The sequence below is a fragment of the Herbaspirillum sp. WGmk3 genome (genome assembly GCF_023952535.1).
Classification (GTDB): Bacteria; Pseudomonadota; Gammaproteobacteria; order Burkholderiales; family Burkholderiaceae_D; genus Herbaspirillum; species Herbaspirillum huttiense.
Window position 1 is genome coordinate 196,717 of record NZ_JAKYWT010000004.1, and the last position, 15,097, is coordinate 211,813.

Annotated in this window: 16 protein-coding genes; 3 read left to right on the plus strand and 13 right to left on the minus strand. The window is 63.1% G+C overall.

What is annotated here, in order from left to right; genetic code table 11:
* The first annotated feature begins 174 nt into the window (after positions 1-174).
* On the plus strand, positions 175-912 hold the full coding sequence (locus MKD49_RS16590) for a response regulator (protein ID WP_199725008.1): 738 nt from the start codon (positions 175-177) through the stop codon (positions 910-912).
* Positions 909-2,291: an ATP-binding protein gene (locus tag MKD49_RS16595; RefSeq protein WP_252696859.1), complete on the plus strand. Its 1,383-nt coding sequence runs from the start codon at positions 909-911 to the stop codon at positions 2,289-2,291. Before MKD49_RS16590 ends, MKD49_RS16595 begins: the two co-directional genes overlap by 4 nt.
* A gap of 89 nt (positions 2,292-2,380) precedes the next feature.
* Here MKD49_RS16595 and trpS read toward each other — a convergent pair whose 3' ends face one another.
* The 11 genes from trpS to rpsP form a co-directional block, all read right to left on the minus strand.
* Complete coding sequence (trpS, locus tag MKD49_RS16600) at positions 2,381-3,421, minus strand: tryptophan--tRNA ligase (RefSeq protein ID WP_034338894.1); 1,041 nt, start codon at positions 3,419-3,421, stop codon at positions 2,381-2,383.
* 275 nt (positions 3,422-3,696) lie between these two features.
* On the minus strand, positions 3,697-4,254 hold the full coding sequence (locus MKD49_RS16605; RefSeq protein WP_034332343.1) for a glycine zipper family protein: 558 nt from the start codon (positions 4,252-4,254) through the stop codon (positions 3,697-3,699).
* A 48-nt stretch (positions 4,255-4,302) separates the two neighbouring features.
* Positions 4,303-4,647 carry a hypothetical protein gene (locus tag MKD49_RS16610; protein ID WP_034332345.1) on the minus strand — a complete coding sequence of 115 codons (345 nt, stop codon included), beginning with the start codon at positions 4,645-4,647 and terminating at the stop codon, positions 4,303-4,305.
* 319 nt (positions 4,648-4,966) lie between these two features.
* Positions 4,967-6,355, minus strand: a complete 1,389-nt coding sequence (gene fumC / locus MKD49_RS16615; protein ID WP_121038592.1) for a class II fumarate hydratase — start codon at positions 6,353-6,355, stop codon at positions 4,967-4,969.
* A 185-nt stretch (positions 6,356-6,540) separates the two neighbouring features.
* The gene (locus tag MKD49_RS16620; protein ID WP_008327247.1) at positions 6,541-6,891 is read right to left on the minus strand and encodes a DUF3579 domain-containing protein; all 351 of its coding nucleotides are present in this window, start codon (positions 6,889-6,891) and stop codon (positions 6,541-6,543) included.
* A gap of 308 nt (positions 6,892-7,199) precedes the next feature.
* Positions 7,200-8,159, minus strand: a complete 960-nt coding sequence (locus MKD49_RS16625) for a CobD/CbiB family protein (RefSeq protein WP_121038589.1) — start codon at positions 8,157-8,159, stop codon at positions 7,200-7,202.
* A gap of 162 nt (positions 8,160-8,321) precedes the next feature.
* Positions 8,322-8,993, minus strand: a complete 672-nt coding sequence (locus MKD49_RS16630) for a CoA pyrophosphatase (protein WP_121038587.1) — start codon at positions 8,991-8,993, stop codon at positions 8,322-8,324.
* Positions 8,994-9,100: 107 nt separating this feature from the next.
* Positions 9,101-9,484, minus strand: coding sequence for a 50S ribosomal protein L19 (gene rplS / locus MKD49_RS16635; protein WP_008327243.1), 384 nt, complete (start codon positions 9,482-9,484; stop codon positions 9,101-9,103).
* A 181-nt stretch (positions 9,485-9,665) separates the two neighbouring features.
* A complete protein-coding gene (trmD, locus tag MKD49_RS16640) occupies positions 9,666-10,421 on the minus strand; it encodes a tRNA (guanosine(37)-N1)-methyltransferase TrmD (RefSeq protein ID WP_121038584.1) in 756 nt (251 codons plus the stop codon).
* A gap of 93 nt (positions 10,422-10,514) precedes the next feature.
* Complete coding sequence (gene rimM / locus MKD49_RS16645; RefSeq protein ID WP_134134842.1) at positions 10,515-11,135, minus strand: ribosome maturation factor RimM; 621 nt, start codon at positions 11,133-11,135, stop codon at positions 10,515-10,517.
* Between the two features lie 70 nt (positions 11,136-11,205).
* Positions 11,206-11,460 carry a 30S ribosomal protein S16 gene (gene rpsP / locus MKD49_RS16650; protein WP_008327198.1) on the minus strand — a complete coding sequence of 85 codons (255 nt, stop codon included), beginning with the start codon at positions 11,458-11,460 and terminating at the stop codon, positions 11,206-11,208.
* A 314-nt stretch (positions 11,461-11,774) separates the two neighbouring features.
* Between rpsP and MKD49_RS16655 the strand changes: the two genes are divergently transcribed.
* Complete coding sequence (locus tag MKD49_RS16655; RefSeq protein WP_134134839.1) at positions 11,775-12,203, plus strand: NINE protein; 429 nt, start codon at positions 11,775-11,777, stop codon at positions 12,201-12,203.
* Positions 12,204-12,285: 82 nt separating this feature from the next.
* Here the strand turns inward: MKD49_RS16655 and MKD49_RS16660 are convergent, their stop codons facing one another.
* Entirely contained in the window at positions 12,286-14,070 is a 1,785-nt protein-coding gene (locus tag MKD49_RS16660; protein WP_121038572.1) for an acyl-CoA dehydrogenase, read from the minus strand.
* Between the two features lie 95 nt (positions 14,071-14,165).
* A complete protein-coding gene (locus MKD49_RS16665; protein ID WP_121038569.1) occupies positions 14,166-15,095 on the minus strand; it encodes an electron transfer flavoprotein subunit alpha/FixB family protein in 930 nt (309 codons plus the stop codon).
* Positions 15,096-15,097 lie beyond the last annotated feature (2 nt).

Below are 15,097 nucleotides of genomic sequence, written 5' to 3' on the forward strand. Positions count from 1 at the left end.
TGGTTCCCATTAAACCGGCGGCGTGTATCAACGGTTTTTCCGCTGTGGCGTCATTTGTATCGCTTTGTATATACGGGAGCCGCCCAGGTATCGTTTTATTTCTGCCCCGCTCCTTGTAAAGACCCGATACAAATCCGCCCTGCAGGCGCGGACAAGTTCGGCATAATGCGATCCATGGATACAAATACTCACATCCTCGTCGTCGACGACGACCGCGACATCCGCACCCTGCTGGCCGAATACCTGGACAGCAACGGCCTGCGCACCCTCACCGCCACCAATGGCAGCGAGATGCGCCGCGTGCTGGAAGAATCGCGGGTAGACCTGATCGTGCTGGACCTGACCCTGCCGGGCGAGGACGGCCTCACCCTCTGCCGCAACCTGCGCGCCACCTCCTCGGTGCCGGTCATCATGCTGACTGCACGCGGCGAGCCGCTGGACCGCATCCTCGGACTGGAAATGGGAGCCGATGATTACCTGGCCAAGCCTTTCGAGCCGCGCGAACTATTTGCCCGCATCCGCAGCGTCCTGCGCCGCACGCAGGCACTGCCGCCCAACATGGCGCAGCCGGATGTGGCCACCATGCGCTTTGCCGGCTGGACGCTGGACCTCACCGCACGCCACCTGGTCAACAAGGATGGCGTGGTGGTGGCCTTGTCGGGGGCCGAGTTCCGGTTGCTGAAGGTATTCCTCGACCATCCCAACCGCGTGCTCAATCGCGACCAGTTGCTGGAGCTCACGCAAGGCCGCGAATCCGATCCCTTCGACCGTTCGGTGGATATCCAGATCAGCCGCCTGCGCCAGAAGCTGGGCGATGACGCGCGCACGCCGACCATCATCAAGACCGTGCGCAACGAGGGTTACGTGCTGGCCACGACCGTGACAGCCGAAGGCGCGGGCCGGACGGCATGAAGAATTTCATTGGCTCCATCGGCAACCGCATCTTCTTCCTGCTTCTGGGCGGCATCGTGGTGGCGGTATTCGCCACCAACTGGCTGGCTGGCAACGAGCGCCGCAATACCTTGCGCGAGCTGCGCTTCCAGCACCTGGCCGACCGCGTCGAACAGATCGTGCAGGCAGTGGACGACATCCCGCCGGCGCAGCGCCCCATCGTCCTGCAGGCCGCCACCAACTTCGGTTTCGAGGCACGCATGGTGGAGGACATGAATGACGCCATCGGGCCCAATGCCAGCACCAGCCCGCTGATAGAGATGCTGCAGGCACGCCTGGGCGAGGACCGCAAGATTGCCGTGCAGCGCGAGAGCGAGTGCCCGCCCCTGCGTGCCGACGACGGACGAGGACCGCGCCGCGATACCTGCCGCGTCATCTACATCAGCCTGCATGACCAGGCGCTCATGCGCCTGCGCCTGCACCAGCCGGGCGAGCCCCCTGCCCTGCGCGGGCGTGGGCCGGGCGGGCCGGCCGGGCTGTTCGGGCTGCAATACATTCTGCTGTTCCTGGTCCTGATCGCCATGCTGGCCTGGCTGGTGGCGCGCATGGCCACGCGCCCGATCCGCCAGCTGGCGCAAGCCGCTTCGCGCCTGGGCAGCGACATCGACCATGCACCGCTGCCCGAGACGGGACCGACCGAGATCCGTCAGGCGGCCCACGCCTTCAATGCCATGCAGGCGCGCATCCGCCGCCAGATCCAGCATCGTACCCACATGCTGGCGGCCATCACGCATGACCTGCAGACCCCGTTGACGCGCATGCGGCTGCGGCTGGAGAAGGTCACCGATGCCCCGCTGCAGCAGAAGCTCATCGACGACCTGGGCGTGATGCACGGCATGGTGCGGGAAGGACTGGACCTGGCACGCAGCATGGATTCCTCCGAGAAGATCCAGGCGCTGGATATCGATTCCCTGCTCGACAGCGTCTGTGCCGACGCCGCCGATGCCGGCCAGGATGTGGCCCTGCAAGGCAGCACCCGCGCCTTCGTGCTGGCCCAGCCGGGCGCACTGCGGCGCTGCCTGACCAACCTGATCGACAATGCCTGCAAGTACGGCAAGTCGGCGCGGGTGTCCATCGCGCTGGAACAGCAGAAGATCGCCATCCGCATCCGCGACCAGGGCCCGGGCATTCCGGAGTCCGAACTGGAGGCGGTGTTCGAACCCTTCTATCGCCTGGAGGCCTCGCGCTCGCGCGATACCGGCGGTACCGGGCTGGGGCTGACCATCGCGCTCAATATCGCCGAGAACCATCACGGCCAGCTGCGCCTGCGCAACCTGCCGGAAGGCGGACTGGAAGTGCTGCTGGAGTTGCCGCCGATGACGCCGACCAAAAATCGGTAAAAAACTTCACCCAGGCATGTAAAAAACCGCCGCAAACCCTGTTGGGATGCGGCGGTTTTCATTTATCGGCCAAAAAGCGCCGAGCCGGGTCACCCGAAGTAGTTCAGGCCCAGAGCGGCATTGACTTCCGACATGGTCTGCGCGGCCACGGCGCTGGCGCGTTCGGTGCCGCGCTTGAGGATGGCCAGCACTTCGCCGCGATCCTTGGCGAATTCTTCGCGGCGGGTGCGGATGGGTTCGAGCATCTCCTGCAGGATCCCTTCCAGGCGACGCTTGACCACGCTGTCGCCCAGGCCGCCGCGGGTGTAGTGGGCCTTCAGTTCGGCCACGGCATCGCGGTCCGGGTCGAAGGCGTCCAGGAAGGTGAAGACCACATTGCCCTCGACCTGGCCCGGATCATCCACGCGCAGGTGGTTGGGGTCGGTGTACATGCGGTGCACGGCCTGCTTGATCTCGGCCGGGGTCGCGCCCAGGGCAATCGAGTTGCCCAGCGACTTGCTCATCTTGGCCTTGCCATCGATGCCGGGCAGGCGGCCGGTTTCGGAGAGCACTTCCTTGCACTCGACCAGCACTTCGCGGTCCACGGTGGCGTTGAATTTGCGCACCAGTTCATTGGTCTGCTCGATCATGGGCAACTGATCGCTGCCCACCGGCACCAGTTGGCCCTTGAAGGCGGTGATGTCGGCGGCCTGGCTGACCGGATAAGTCAGGAAGCCGGCCGGGATGTCGCGCTCGAAACCGCGCAGGCGGATCTCTTCCTTGATGGTGGGATTGCGTTCCAGGCGCGAGACCGTCACCAGGTTCAGCAGCACCATCGACAGCTCGTAGAGCTCACGCACCTGGGACTGGATGAAGATGGTCGACTTCTCGGGATCGATGCCCACGGCCAGATAGTCCAGCGCCACTTCGAGCACGTTGTCGGTGACTTTCTGGTGGCGGCCGACGTTGTCGGTCATGGCCTGGGTATCGGCCAGCAGCAGGAACTGGCGCGAGGTTTCCTGCAGCGCCACGCGCGACTTGAGCGAGCCGATGTAGTGGCCCAGGTGCAGTGGACCGGTAGGACGATCGCCGGTGAGGACGACGGGCAGGCTGCTGGTGGTGGGGGTGGAGCTCGTGGCGTTCGAAGACATGGTCATTCCTGATCGTTAATCTCTGGAATGCCGCCGGTCCCGAAGCTGAAGAAACAATGCCGCCGGAACCGGCGGCATCATGGTCACATGGTCAAGCTGTGTGAAAACGGGCCGCCTCGTTCAGGCGCGCCACCAATGCTGGGTTTTCGCAAGTTGATCTTTTCGGAAAAGCATGGCGGCGAGTATAGCACCGGCAGCGCGCCATGTTGCGTTGCATAAGAAAAAACCGCCTGCAAGGAGGCGGTTCAGGCGCTGGGCTCGGCTTGTGCGCGGGTTCAATACGCACCCGGTGGCGGACCGTAATACACCGGCGGCGGGCCGTAATACCCCGGGGGCGGCGGCGGTGCGTAGTAGCGCGGGCGATAGGTATAGACGGTGGTGGTCTGCACTGGCTGCTGCACCTGGTTGCCCTTGCTGTACATGCACTGGGTATAGGTCATGTCGTAGCGCTGCTGCATCGAGTAATTGCCTCCGGCGGCCGCGTTGCTGCCAGCGGCACTGCCCACCAGCAGGCCACCGCCGGCACCGATGGCCGCGCCCGCACCGGCATTGCCCGAAGCCGCGCCGATGAGGGCACCGGCCACGGCACCCACGGCGGTGCCGACTGCGGCGCTGTTGGCGGCATTGTTCTGGGTCTGCGCGGCCTGGCCGCCGATGGCGTCCTGGGCGTATTGCTGGCATTGCTGCTGGTCGGCGCGGAACTGTTCGTAGGTCTTGTCCTTGCCGGGCATGGCCATCACCGACGGGCCGGTCGGCACGCTCACGCAGCCACCCAGCGCCAGCATGGCGCCGACGGCGGTCACGGTCGCGGCGGTCTTGTAGAGGGGTTTCACGATGTTTCCTTTATCGGGGATCGACGAATTACGTAGCTTGGGCAAGGCTTATTGCGGCGGCGTACTGCCCGGCACGCCCGGCGTATTGGGCACGACCTTCATCCAGGGGCTGGGGCAGTTCTGGACGTAGGGATAGTAGGACTTGGACTCGGCGCAGTAGTACCAGTAGTCCTGGCGCTGCGGTTCCACGTAGACCGGTGCGGGGGCCCGCTCCACGTAGACCGGCGGCGGGTAATACACCGGCGGCGGATAGTAGACCGGGGGCGGCACCCACACTGGTCCGCCGATCACCACGCCACCATAGAAGCGCCCGTGCGCATAGGCCGAAGCGCTGGCGACCAGGCCGGCTACCGCCAGCACGCCACAGACGCCAATTGCCGCTAGTTTTTTCATGTTGTTGCCCTCGGGGGTGTCTCAGAATAGTTGGAAGGTCTGGAATGCTTGCCGGATGGCATCAGGGCCGCGTTCCCCACGCGGCCGTATCAGCCTGTAATCCTTGCCTGGTGCGGCTTGCAGACGCATCTGGCGCAGGAAAGCAATATACGCCGGGGCTGCGGTGAAATCTTGAGATGTTTCAATTCGTAACCCTAATCAACAGAGATATACACGGGGTTGAAAAGGCTTTGCAATCAGGGGCTTGCGCCTCGTTTCCAAACAGCAAAAAGGGCATGGCGATTACGCCATGCCCCATCTGCCAAACCCGTGTACGGCTTCAACCCGGCCGCGTCATCTGCTCCGGCTTGATCCACTCGGCAAACTGCTCTTCCGTCACATAACCGAGCGCCAGCGCTGCCTGCTTCAGGGTAGTGCCGTCGTGATGCGCCTGCTTGGCGATCTTGGCAGCCTTGTCGTAACCGATGTGCGGGGCCAGGGCCGTCACCAGCATGAGCGACTTTTCCATCAGCTCGCCGATGCGGCTGTGGTTGGCTTCGATGCCGCGCGCGCAGTGCTCCTCGAAGCTGGCCATGCCGTCGCCCAGCAAACGAACGCTCTGCAGGAAGTTGTGAATGATCACCGGCTTGAACACATTGAGCTCGAAATTGCCGCTGGCACCGCCAATGTTGAGCGCCACATCATTGCCGAACACCTGTGCGCACAGCATGGTCATGGCTTCGCATTGGGTCGGATTGACCTTGCCCGGCATGATGGAACTGCCCGGCTCATTCTCGGGAATGGTGATCTCGCCCAGCCCCGAACGCGGACCGGAAGCCAGCCAGCGAACGTCGTTGGCGATCTTCATCATGGCTGCCGCCAGGGTCTTGAGTCCGCCGTGCGCGGCCACCAGGGCATCGTGCCCGGCCAGCGCGGCAAACTTGTTGGGCGCGGTCTTGAAGGGGAAACCGAAGTACTTGGCCAGCTCGGCCGCCACGCGCTCGCCGAATTCGGGATGTGCGTTCAAACCAGTGCCGACCGCCGTGCCGCCAGCGGCCAGCTCGGAGATGGCATTGAGGGTGGCGATGATGGCCGACTCGGCATGATCCAGCTGGGCCACGTAGCCCGAGAACTCCTGGCCCAGCGTCAGCGGCGTGGCGTCCTGCAGGTGGGTGCGGCCGATCTTGACGATGTCGGCAAACTGCGCGGACTTGTCCGCCAGCGTGGCGCGCAGGGTGTGCAGCGAGGGAATCAGGTGCGTGGCCACCGCCATGCAGGCCGCCACGTGCATGGCCGTCGGGAAGATGTCGTTGGAGGACTGGCCGCGGTTGACGTCGTCATTCGGGTGGATCAGGCGATCCTCGCCGCGCACGCCGCCCAGCAGTTCGGAAGCGCGGTTGGCCAGCACCTCGTTCATGTTCATGTTGCTCTGGGTGCCGGAACCGGTCTGCCAGACCGACAGCGGAAACTCCAGCGGATGCTTGCCGGCGATGACCTCATCGGCCGCCGCGATGATGGCGTCGGCCTTCTTGCCGTCCAGCTTGCCCAGGTCGCGGTTGACGGCGGCACAGGCACGCTTGACGGCGGCCAGGGCTACGATCAGCTCGGCCGGCATGCGCTCGGTGGAGATGTGGAAGTGGTGCAGCGAACGTTCGGTCTGCGCGCCCCACAGGCGATCGGCAGGGACTTCGATCAGGCCAAAGGTATCGCGCTCCATGCGGTGGTTCATGATGCTGGTTCTCCGTGATGAGAGGGCCGCAGGCGGCCCGATGATCCCGTGAGACTCTGGCGCAAGCGGAAGGCTGAGTCACCGACGAGACCGACAAGATGACGTCTAGTGTAACGGCTGGCGGGACCGCCCGCAGGAAGCGGCGGCGTGAAGCTGGCGAGGGTACGGCAATGCGCGGCAGGCAATCAGCCGGCCTTGTTGTCCTTGGGCGGATCCGGCAGCACACAGGCCTCGACCACTTGCAGGTCGTTGTCCTTGGCGAAGTTGACCACGAAGTGATAGGCCAGCGGCTCCAGCTCGCGCAGGGCTTCGTTGACCACCACCGAGCGCACGCCATCGATGTGGGTGGGCAGCACGTAGGGAGAATATTTCAGGTGTGCATTGCGACCGCCACTGCCTTCGGGACGGAAGCACGACATCACGCCGCACAGGCGCTCCGCCCAGTCGCTGGGGCGGAACTGCCGGCCATCCGAGGTCTTGCCCAGGATGATGAATTCTTTGGCCGGAGCGTTTGCGGGTTTGATGGGATCAGCCATACATGCATTCTTCTAAAGCGCTTGCAACCGAATGCCCTTGTCCTGGTGGGACCGGAGCCCTGGAGTCCGCGGTGCCTCGGCGATCCACTGCCTGGGTGCCTGCGGTACTGAGTATTATATCTTATAGAAGACTTGGCTTCTACCGGTCTCCCCCGGCTACTGCGTGCCGCTCATGCCCTGCGGACAAACCATGCATTCCTGCACGTGGCGGCCTTCTGAAGTGAAGTCGGAAGTATACCGGGTTGGCGGCAATCGCGTTCCCAAAAACAAAGCGGGCCTGAGCCCGCTTCTTGAATGACCAGTGTCGCCTAGCCCATCCACACTGCCACTGACAGCAGCAGCAACAGGAACATCCACAGCAGCAAGGCGCGCCAGACCAGGCCCACGGTGCTCTGCAGGGTGCGCGGCGAGGGGGTATCGCCGGGCAGGCCGTCGGTTTCTTCCGGCATGGAATCGACCGTGGCAGCATCGGCCGGCAGGATGATGCCGGCGGCCGCTTCCTTCTCGGTACCGAAACGCACGCCCATGGCCCCGCCACCGGCGGCCAGGATGATGCCGGCGGCTTCGTCGTCCCAGCGGCTGGCGAAGTTGCGCCAGGCATAGATGGCATCCTCGAAGTTCCCGACCACGGCGAAGGCAGCGGCCGTCAGGCGCGCCGGAATCCAGTCGATCCAGTAGAAGGCCTGGGCGGCAAAGCGGCCGAAAGCTTCATATTTCATGTGATCCGGCTCGTTCCAGGCGCGCGAGAGGTATTCAGCCACACGGTACATCACCGCCAGCGCCGGGCCGACCGGCATCAGGAACCAGAAGAACACGCCAAAAACGTGACGATGCGTGGTGATGAGTGCGCGCTCGGAGGCGATGCGTGAAATTTCGCTCACATCCATCGCCGTGGTGTCCTGCTTGGTCCATTCGGCCAGCAGGGTGCGGGCGGTCATTTCGTCGCCCGTGTTCAGGGCCAGCTGGATGGAGGTGAAGTAATGGCTGTAATGGCGGAAGCCCAGGGTCATGTAGACCACCAGCACGTTCCAGGCAAAGGCCGCCACCAGGCTCACATGCAGCAGCAGCCAATAGATCAGCGCCACCGGCACCGTCAGCGCCCCCACCATCACCACCCAGCCCAGGCGGCCATGATGAGCGTGCCCGGCGTTGAACCAGCCTTCAATGGTGGCCGCGAAAGACTTGATCGACGCGTATACCGGATTGTCTGCGCGCAGTGGTTTGAGTTGTTCGATTAACAGCGCAAAGAGAATGGAAAGAAATGTCATCAAGCTGCCTTAGGTGTCTCTGTAGCCCGTACGATAGCGCAGTGCAAGAGGGGAATCAAACAATTGATTCGTTGATTACAATCAAGAGCGTGATGTCACGGATTTTACTTATTTGAACATTAAAAGCGACATTGCGTATCTGCGAGGCGACAAATGCTGCCACTAGCTGCGCAGGAAGTGGTACAGGTTGCGCAGCATGCCCGCAGTCGCGCCCCAGATGAAGTAACGGTCATAGGGCATGGTGTAGAAACTGCGCCGGCCTACCGGTGCCGGCAGCTCGACCGAGCGGCGCTGATGGTTCAATCCATCCATGAGGAAAGCCAGTGGCACTTCGAAGATCTCGGCCACTTCGCGCGGGTCGCCCACGGCCTCGAAAGGCGGCTGTATCAGTCCGGCCACGGGCGTGACCCGATAACCGGTGCCGGTGAAGTAATCGGGCAGCGAGCCGATGACTTCGATGTGCTGGCGCGCCAAGCCGATTTCCTCTTCGGTCTCACGCAGAGCGGTCTCGATGGCCGAGCCGTCATAGTCTTCGCGGCGGCCACCGGGGAAACTGATCTGTCCTGCGTGATCCTTCAGGTCAGCCGTACGTTGAGTGAAGAGTACCGTCATCCCCTCCTCCCTCAGCACGATCGGGATCAGCACCGAAGCGAGCCGGAAGCGTCCTTTGGACTCGGCCAGGCGCGCCATCTGGTCGCCGCTGTGCTCGGGCTCCCAGCGCGGCGGGTCGGCGAAGCGTTGGCGCAGCCAGTCGGCATTCAGGCGCGCGGCCTCCAGCGCAGTTTCGCCGGCGACGGCATCTACAGGCAGATTGACGGGATCGAAACTGGCCACGTTGTGCTCGCTTGATCGTGAGGTTGTCAGGACTTCAATCGGGTGTCAGAAACGAAAAAGGGGCGTCGCGAGACACCCCTTTTCCTGACGCATCAACAGGCGACCGATTACTCGGCAGCAGCAGCCTTTGCCGCACGGCTGGGCAGCTTTTCCTTGATACGTGCCGACTTGCCCGAACGTTCGCGCAGGTAGTACAGCTTGGCACGACGCACGTCACCACGACGCTTGACTTCAATCGAGGCGATCAGCGGCGAGTACAGCTGGAAGGTACGCTCAACGCCTTCGCCCGAAGAAATCTTGCGGACGATGAAGTTGGAGTTCAGACCACGGTTACGGCGGGCGATAACGACGCCTTCGTAAGCCTGAGCGCGCTTGCGGGTACCTTCAACCACGTTCACGTTGACAATCACGGTGTCGCCGGGGGCGAAGTCGGGAATGTTCTTGGCGAGACGCGCGATCTCTTCTTGCTCGAGTTGCTGGATCAGATCCATTTTTTGCTCCTGTAACCATCTTGCCGGCGCCATTGCCAGGAGGGCGGATTGTAAAGCCCGGTAGAGGATGGGGTTTCAAACACGGTGACATCGGCCACCGCACGGTGCAGGTCCGTTGCCGGGCCTGCGGTACTGCATTTGCTGCTAAAACTTCACTCGGGCGATCTGCTCGCGTGCAGGCTTACTGCTGCGGCAAACTGCCCAGAAATTTTTCATCGGCCTTGCTCAGCAAGCCCTGCTCGCGGGCCCTGACAATGAGGTCGGGACGCTTGCTCTGCGTGGCTTCCAGTGCCCGCTGCCGGCGCCATTTCTGGATCTCGGCATGGTGCCCACCCAAGAGGATGGACGGCACCGGTTCACCTTCATAGACTTCCGGACGCGTGTAATGGGGCGAGTCCAGCAATCCGTTGACGAAACTATCTTCCACTGCCGAGGCGCTGTCGTTGAGCGCACCCGGCAAGAGCCGGATCACTGCATCCATCAGCGCCATCGCCGGCAATTCACCGCCGGAGAGGACGAAGTCCCCGATGCTGATTTCCTCGTCCACGCACTTGTCGAGCAGACGCTGGTCAATTGCTTCATAGCGTCCGCACAGCAGCACCGCCCCGCTGTCCTGCGACAGCCGCACCACGCGCTCATGCGTCAGCGGTGCGCCTTGCGGTGAAAGATAGATCACACGCGGCCGGGCCAGGCCCAGCGCCTGCTGCCGCTGCTGCGCCGCCTCGATGGCAGCCTGCAGCGGCTTGGCCAGCATCACCATGCCGGGGCCACCGCCATAGGGCCGGTCATCCACGGTGCGGTGATTGTCAGTGGTGAATTCACGCGGATTCCACAACTGCAAGCCCCAACGCTGCTGCTCCAGCGCACGGCGGGTAATGCCGGACTGCGTCAGCGCGGCGAACATCTCGGGAAACAGAGTGACGACATCAAACTGCATCACGCCTCCATTTCCTGGGTTCTTTTGACTCGTTTGAATCTGTTGAATCTGCTCACATCAGCGAGCCGGAAAAGAAAAAACTGACCTTGAAGGTCAGTAATCCTTGTCCCAGTCGACGATGATCTTTTTTTCGCTCTGCTGCACCGTCTTGACGAACTGGTCGACAAACGGAATCAGCAGTTCGGGCGCCGCCGCGGATTTCTCCTTGGCACCCTTCTTCGGCTTTGCGTCGGCAGCGGGTTGCGGTTGCGGCTCGGGCGCAGTTTCCTGCACCGGGGCCTTCACCACCAGAATGGGATGGGCGCCGTTGTCCATCATGTCGGACACCACGCCCAAGGCTTCACCCTGGAGATTTTCCACTGCCGAGCCGATCAGATCGACCCAGTAGAATTCATTGTCATCCAGCGCCGGGAAGTGCTTGCGGGAGATGGAGACCACCGTTCCCTTCATCGCTTCGGCCGCATTGCGGTCCGCTACCCCGGTCAGGCGCGCAACGACATCGCCGCTGTGCCCCTTGGACTGCATGACATCGACATCCTGCTTGGGCTGGCCGGATTTCTCCAGCCACCAGGTCTTGGCATTCAACAAGGCATCTGCCTCGGAAGAATAAGGACGCACGCGAATCCAGCCCTGGATTCCGTAGGCTCCGGTCACATGGCCGACGGTCACGAGATCGTCGGGTGCGGAGAACCCCGCTTGGGCTGGATGAGTCATGAGTACACCAGACCTGTTCTTCATCCATGCGCCAGCAGAACCGGCGCGGAATCAGACAGGAAAACCTGTATTAAGCAGCAGCCTTGGAACCGGCTTCAGCGACCAGGCGAGCAACGGTCGGCGACAGTTGTGCGCCAACGCCTTGCCAGTGAGCCAGACGGTCAGCAGCGATACGCACGGTTTCTTCCTTGCCGGAAGCGACCGGGTTGTAGAAGCCGATGCGCTCGATGAAACGGCCATCGCGACGATTGCGCGAGTCGGTTGCAACGATGTTGTAGAAGGGGCGCTTCTTGGCGCCGCCACGAGCTAAACGAATAACGACCATAATGGTTCCAGTAAGAATACGGACACGGAAAAGCCGCAGATTATAACGGACTTCCGCACACCCGGGCAAGTTGCTTGGCGCTTTTGTGCCATAGACCAACGCACAACGCCCGGCAAACTCCCCAAAACACGGCAAAAGTGACGTCTTTTGGCATCACTTTTGCCCCACCTCCAGCCAGGACTGCCGCATCGCAGCTTGTCCTGACGGAAATCACCCTGCGCCAGGGGCTCGGCTATACTGCTGCCAGACCTGACCACAACACGGCCGCCAGCGTCATCTCTGGCGGCTTACAACAGAATAAAGAGACGCGCAGCATGCCCTTGCCTTCCGCACCCCGCCACAAGAACAAGACCCTGACGACTTTCCTGGCCACCGCTTTCGGCAGCATCGGCCTGCACCGTTTCTATCTCCACGGCGGCCGTGACCGCTTCGGCTGGCTGCATATCCTGGCCATTCCGCTGTCGCTGGCCTTGATGGCAGCACGGCCGGACGCGCCCAAGCTCTTCACCGGACTGCCCTTCGTGCTGTCGGCGCTGATTGCCTGCCTGGAAGCGCTGGTGCTCGGCCTCACGCCGGACGACAAGTGGGATGCGCGCTACAACGCCGGCAGCGGCAAGCGTTCTGAATCGCACTGGATCCTGGCACTGATCCTGGTCCTGACCGTGGGATTGGGTGCCATGGGCGTGATCGCCCTGCTGGCGCGCAGCTTCGACCTGCTCTTCACTGGCGGGGCCTTCGGCTGATCTGCTGCCCTGCCCTCACGATCCCAATGAACAAGCCCGGAACATCGTCTACGATGTTCCGGGCTTTTGTTTGAAGCCGGGATCAGAACTGCTCTTCGGCCAGCGCCATCACCGCTGCACCGCCATCGACGATGGCCGTGCGATAGGCCAGCGCCTGCGGCAGGATCTGCTCGGCATAGAAACGCGCGGTCGCCAGCTTGGCTTCGTAGAACTTGCCGTCGCCCTCGCCGGATTTCAGCTTGCCCGCCGCGATGGCCGCTGCACGCGCCATCTGCCAGCCACCCAGCACCACGCCGGCCATCTTCAGATACGGGACGCTGCCCGCGAAGACCGCCTTGATATCGCTCTTGACGTTGGCCACCACATACCCGACCACCTGTTCCAGCGCATCGGCGGCTTCGGCCAGGCGCGCCGCGATGGGCTGCAGTTGCGCATCGCCCTGCAGTTCGGCCACGGTCTGGCGCACCTGGGCGATGATGCCCTTGGCAACAGCGCCGCCGTCACGCACGGTCTTGCGGCCCACCAGGTCATTGGCCTGGATGGCGGTCGTGCCTTCGTAGATCGGCAGGATGCGCGCATCGCGGTAATGCTGGGCCGCGCCGGTTTCCTCGATGAAGCCCATGCCGCCATGTACCTGCACGCCGGTGGAGGTCACATCGATGGACATCTCGGTGATCCAGCCCTTGACGATGGGCACCAGGTATTCGTAGAAGGCCTGGTTGGATTTGCGGGTGGCTTCGTCATCGCTGAAGTGCGCCGCATCCGACGTGGCCGCGGCCACATAGGACAAGGCCCGCGCCGCCTCGATCTGGGCGCGCATGGACATCAGCATGCGGCGCACATCGGGCTGGTGGATGATGGCCACCGGACCGGGCGAGCCGGCCAGGTCGCGCGACTGGATGCGGTCGCGCGCATAGGACACTGCCTTCTGATAGGCACGTTCCGACACCGACAGCCCCTGGATGCCCACGGCAAAGCGCGCCGCATTCATCATGATGAACATGTATTCCAGGCCGCGATTCTCTTCGCCGACCAGGGTGCCGATGGCGCCGCCATGGTCACCGAACTGCAGCACGGCGGTCGGGCTGGCCTTGATGCCCAGCTTGTGTTCGATGGAAACGCAGTGCACGTCATTGCGCGCACCCAGCGACCCGTCGGCATTGACCAGGAACTTGGGCACGATGAACAGCGAGATGCCCTTCACGCCTTCGGGCGCATTGGGCGTGCGGGCCAGCACCAGATGGACGATGTTCTCGGCCATGTCGTGCTCGCCATAGGTGATGAAGATCTTGGTCCCGAAGAGCTTGTAGGTCCCGTCCCCCTCCGGCACGGCGCGGGTACGCACCAGTGCCAGGTCGGAGCCGGCCTGCGGCTCGGTCAGGTTCATGGTGCCGGTCCACTTGCCGGAGATGAAGTTGGCGATGAAGGTTTCCTTCTGCTGCTGGGTGCCGGCCGTCATCAGCGCTTCGATGGTGCCATCGGTCAACAGCGGACACAGCGCGAAGGAGAGATTGGCCGAGTTCAGCATCTCGATGCAGGGCGTGGCCAGCAGCTTGGGCAGGCCTTGTCCGCCGAACTCCACGGGATGCTGCACGCCTTGCCAGCCGGCTTCACCAAACTGGCGGAAGGCTTCCTTGAATCCGGGGCTGGTGGTGACCTTGCCGTCGGCCCAGCTGCTGGGGGCCTTGTCGGCAGAATGGTTCAGCGGGGCGATCACTTCACTGCAGAAACGGGCGTTTTCTTCGAGAATGGCCTCGGCCGTTTCCGGCGTGGCATCCTCGCAGCCCGGCAGCGCATTCACGGCTGCCAGACCGGCCAGTTCGTTCATGACGAACAACATATCCTTCACGGGCGCGGTGTAACTCATCTCCAACCTCCAATGCGGAACGCTCTGCCGGCGTTCCTTGCTTGCACGAAAACACCCCGGCCGGAGCCGGGGCGAATACTACGGTTCAGGACAGATCAGCCAAGCTGCTTGACCAGCTCGGGGACGACCTCGAAGAGGTCACCCACCAGGCCGTAATCGGCCACCGAGAAGATCGGCGCTTCCTCGTCCTTGTTGATGGCGACGATGACCTTGGAGTCCTTCATGCCAGCCAGGTGCTGGATCGCGCCGGAGATACCGACAGCGATATAAAGCTGGGGCGCGACGATCTTGCCGGTCTGGCCGACCTGCCAGTCGTTGGGCACATAGCCTGCGTCGACCGCAGCGCGGGAGGCGCCCATGGCGGCGTTGAGCTTGTCGGCCAGCGGTTCCAGGATCTTGAAGCTTTCCGCCGAACCCATGCCACGGCCACCGGAGACGATGATCTTGGCAGCGGTCAGTTCCGGACGATCCGACTTGGCCACTTCACGGCCCACGAAGCTGGACTTGCCCGAATCGGCCACGGCCGGGATGCTTTCCACGGCCGCCGAACCACCCTGCGCGGCCGGATCGAAACCGGTGGTGCGCACGGTGATGACCTTGATCGGGTCGATCGACTGCACGGTCGCAATGGCGTTGCCGGCGTAGATCGGACGTTCGAAGGTATCAGCCGACTCCACCTTGGTGATGTCGGATATCTGGCCCACGTCCAGCTTCGCAGCCACGCGCGGCAGGATGTTCTTGCCGTAGGCGGTGGCGGGGGCCAGGATGTGGCTGTAATCCTTGGCGATGGCCAGGACTTGCTCGGCCACGTTCTCGGCCAGGCCGTCGGCGAATTGCGGGGCATCGGCCAGCAGCACCTTGACGACGCCTGCCACTTGGGCGGCAGCGTCAGCGGCGGCCTTGGCATTGGCACCTGCGACCAGGACGTGGACATCGCCACCGGCTTGCGCTGCCGCGGTGATGGTGTTGAGAGTGCTGCCCTTGAGGCTGGCGTTGTCGTGTTCAGCAATAACGAGTGCGGTCATGA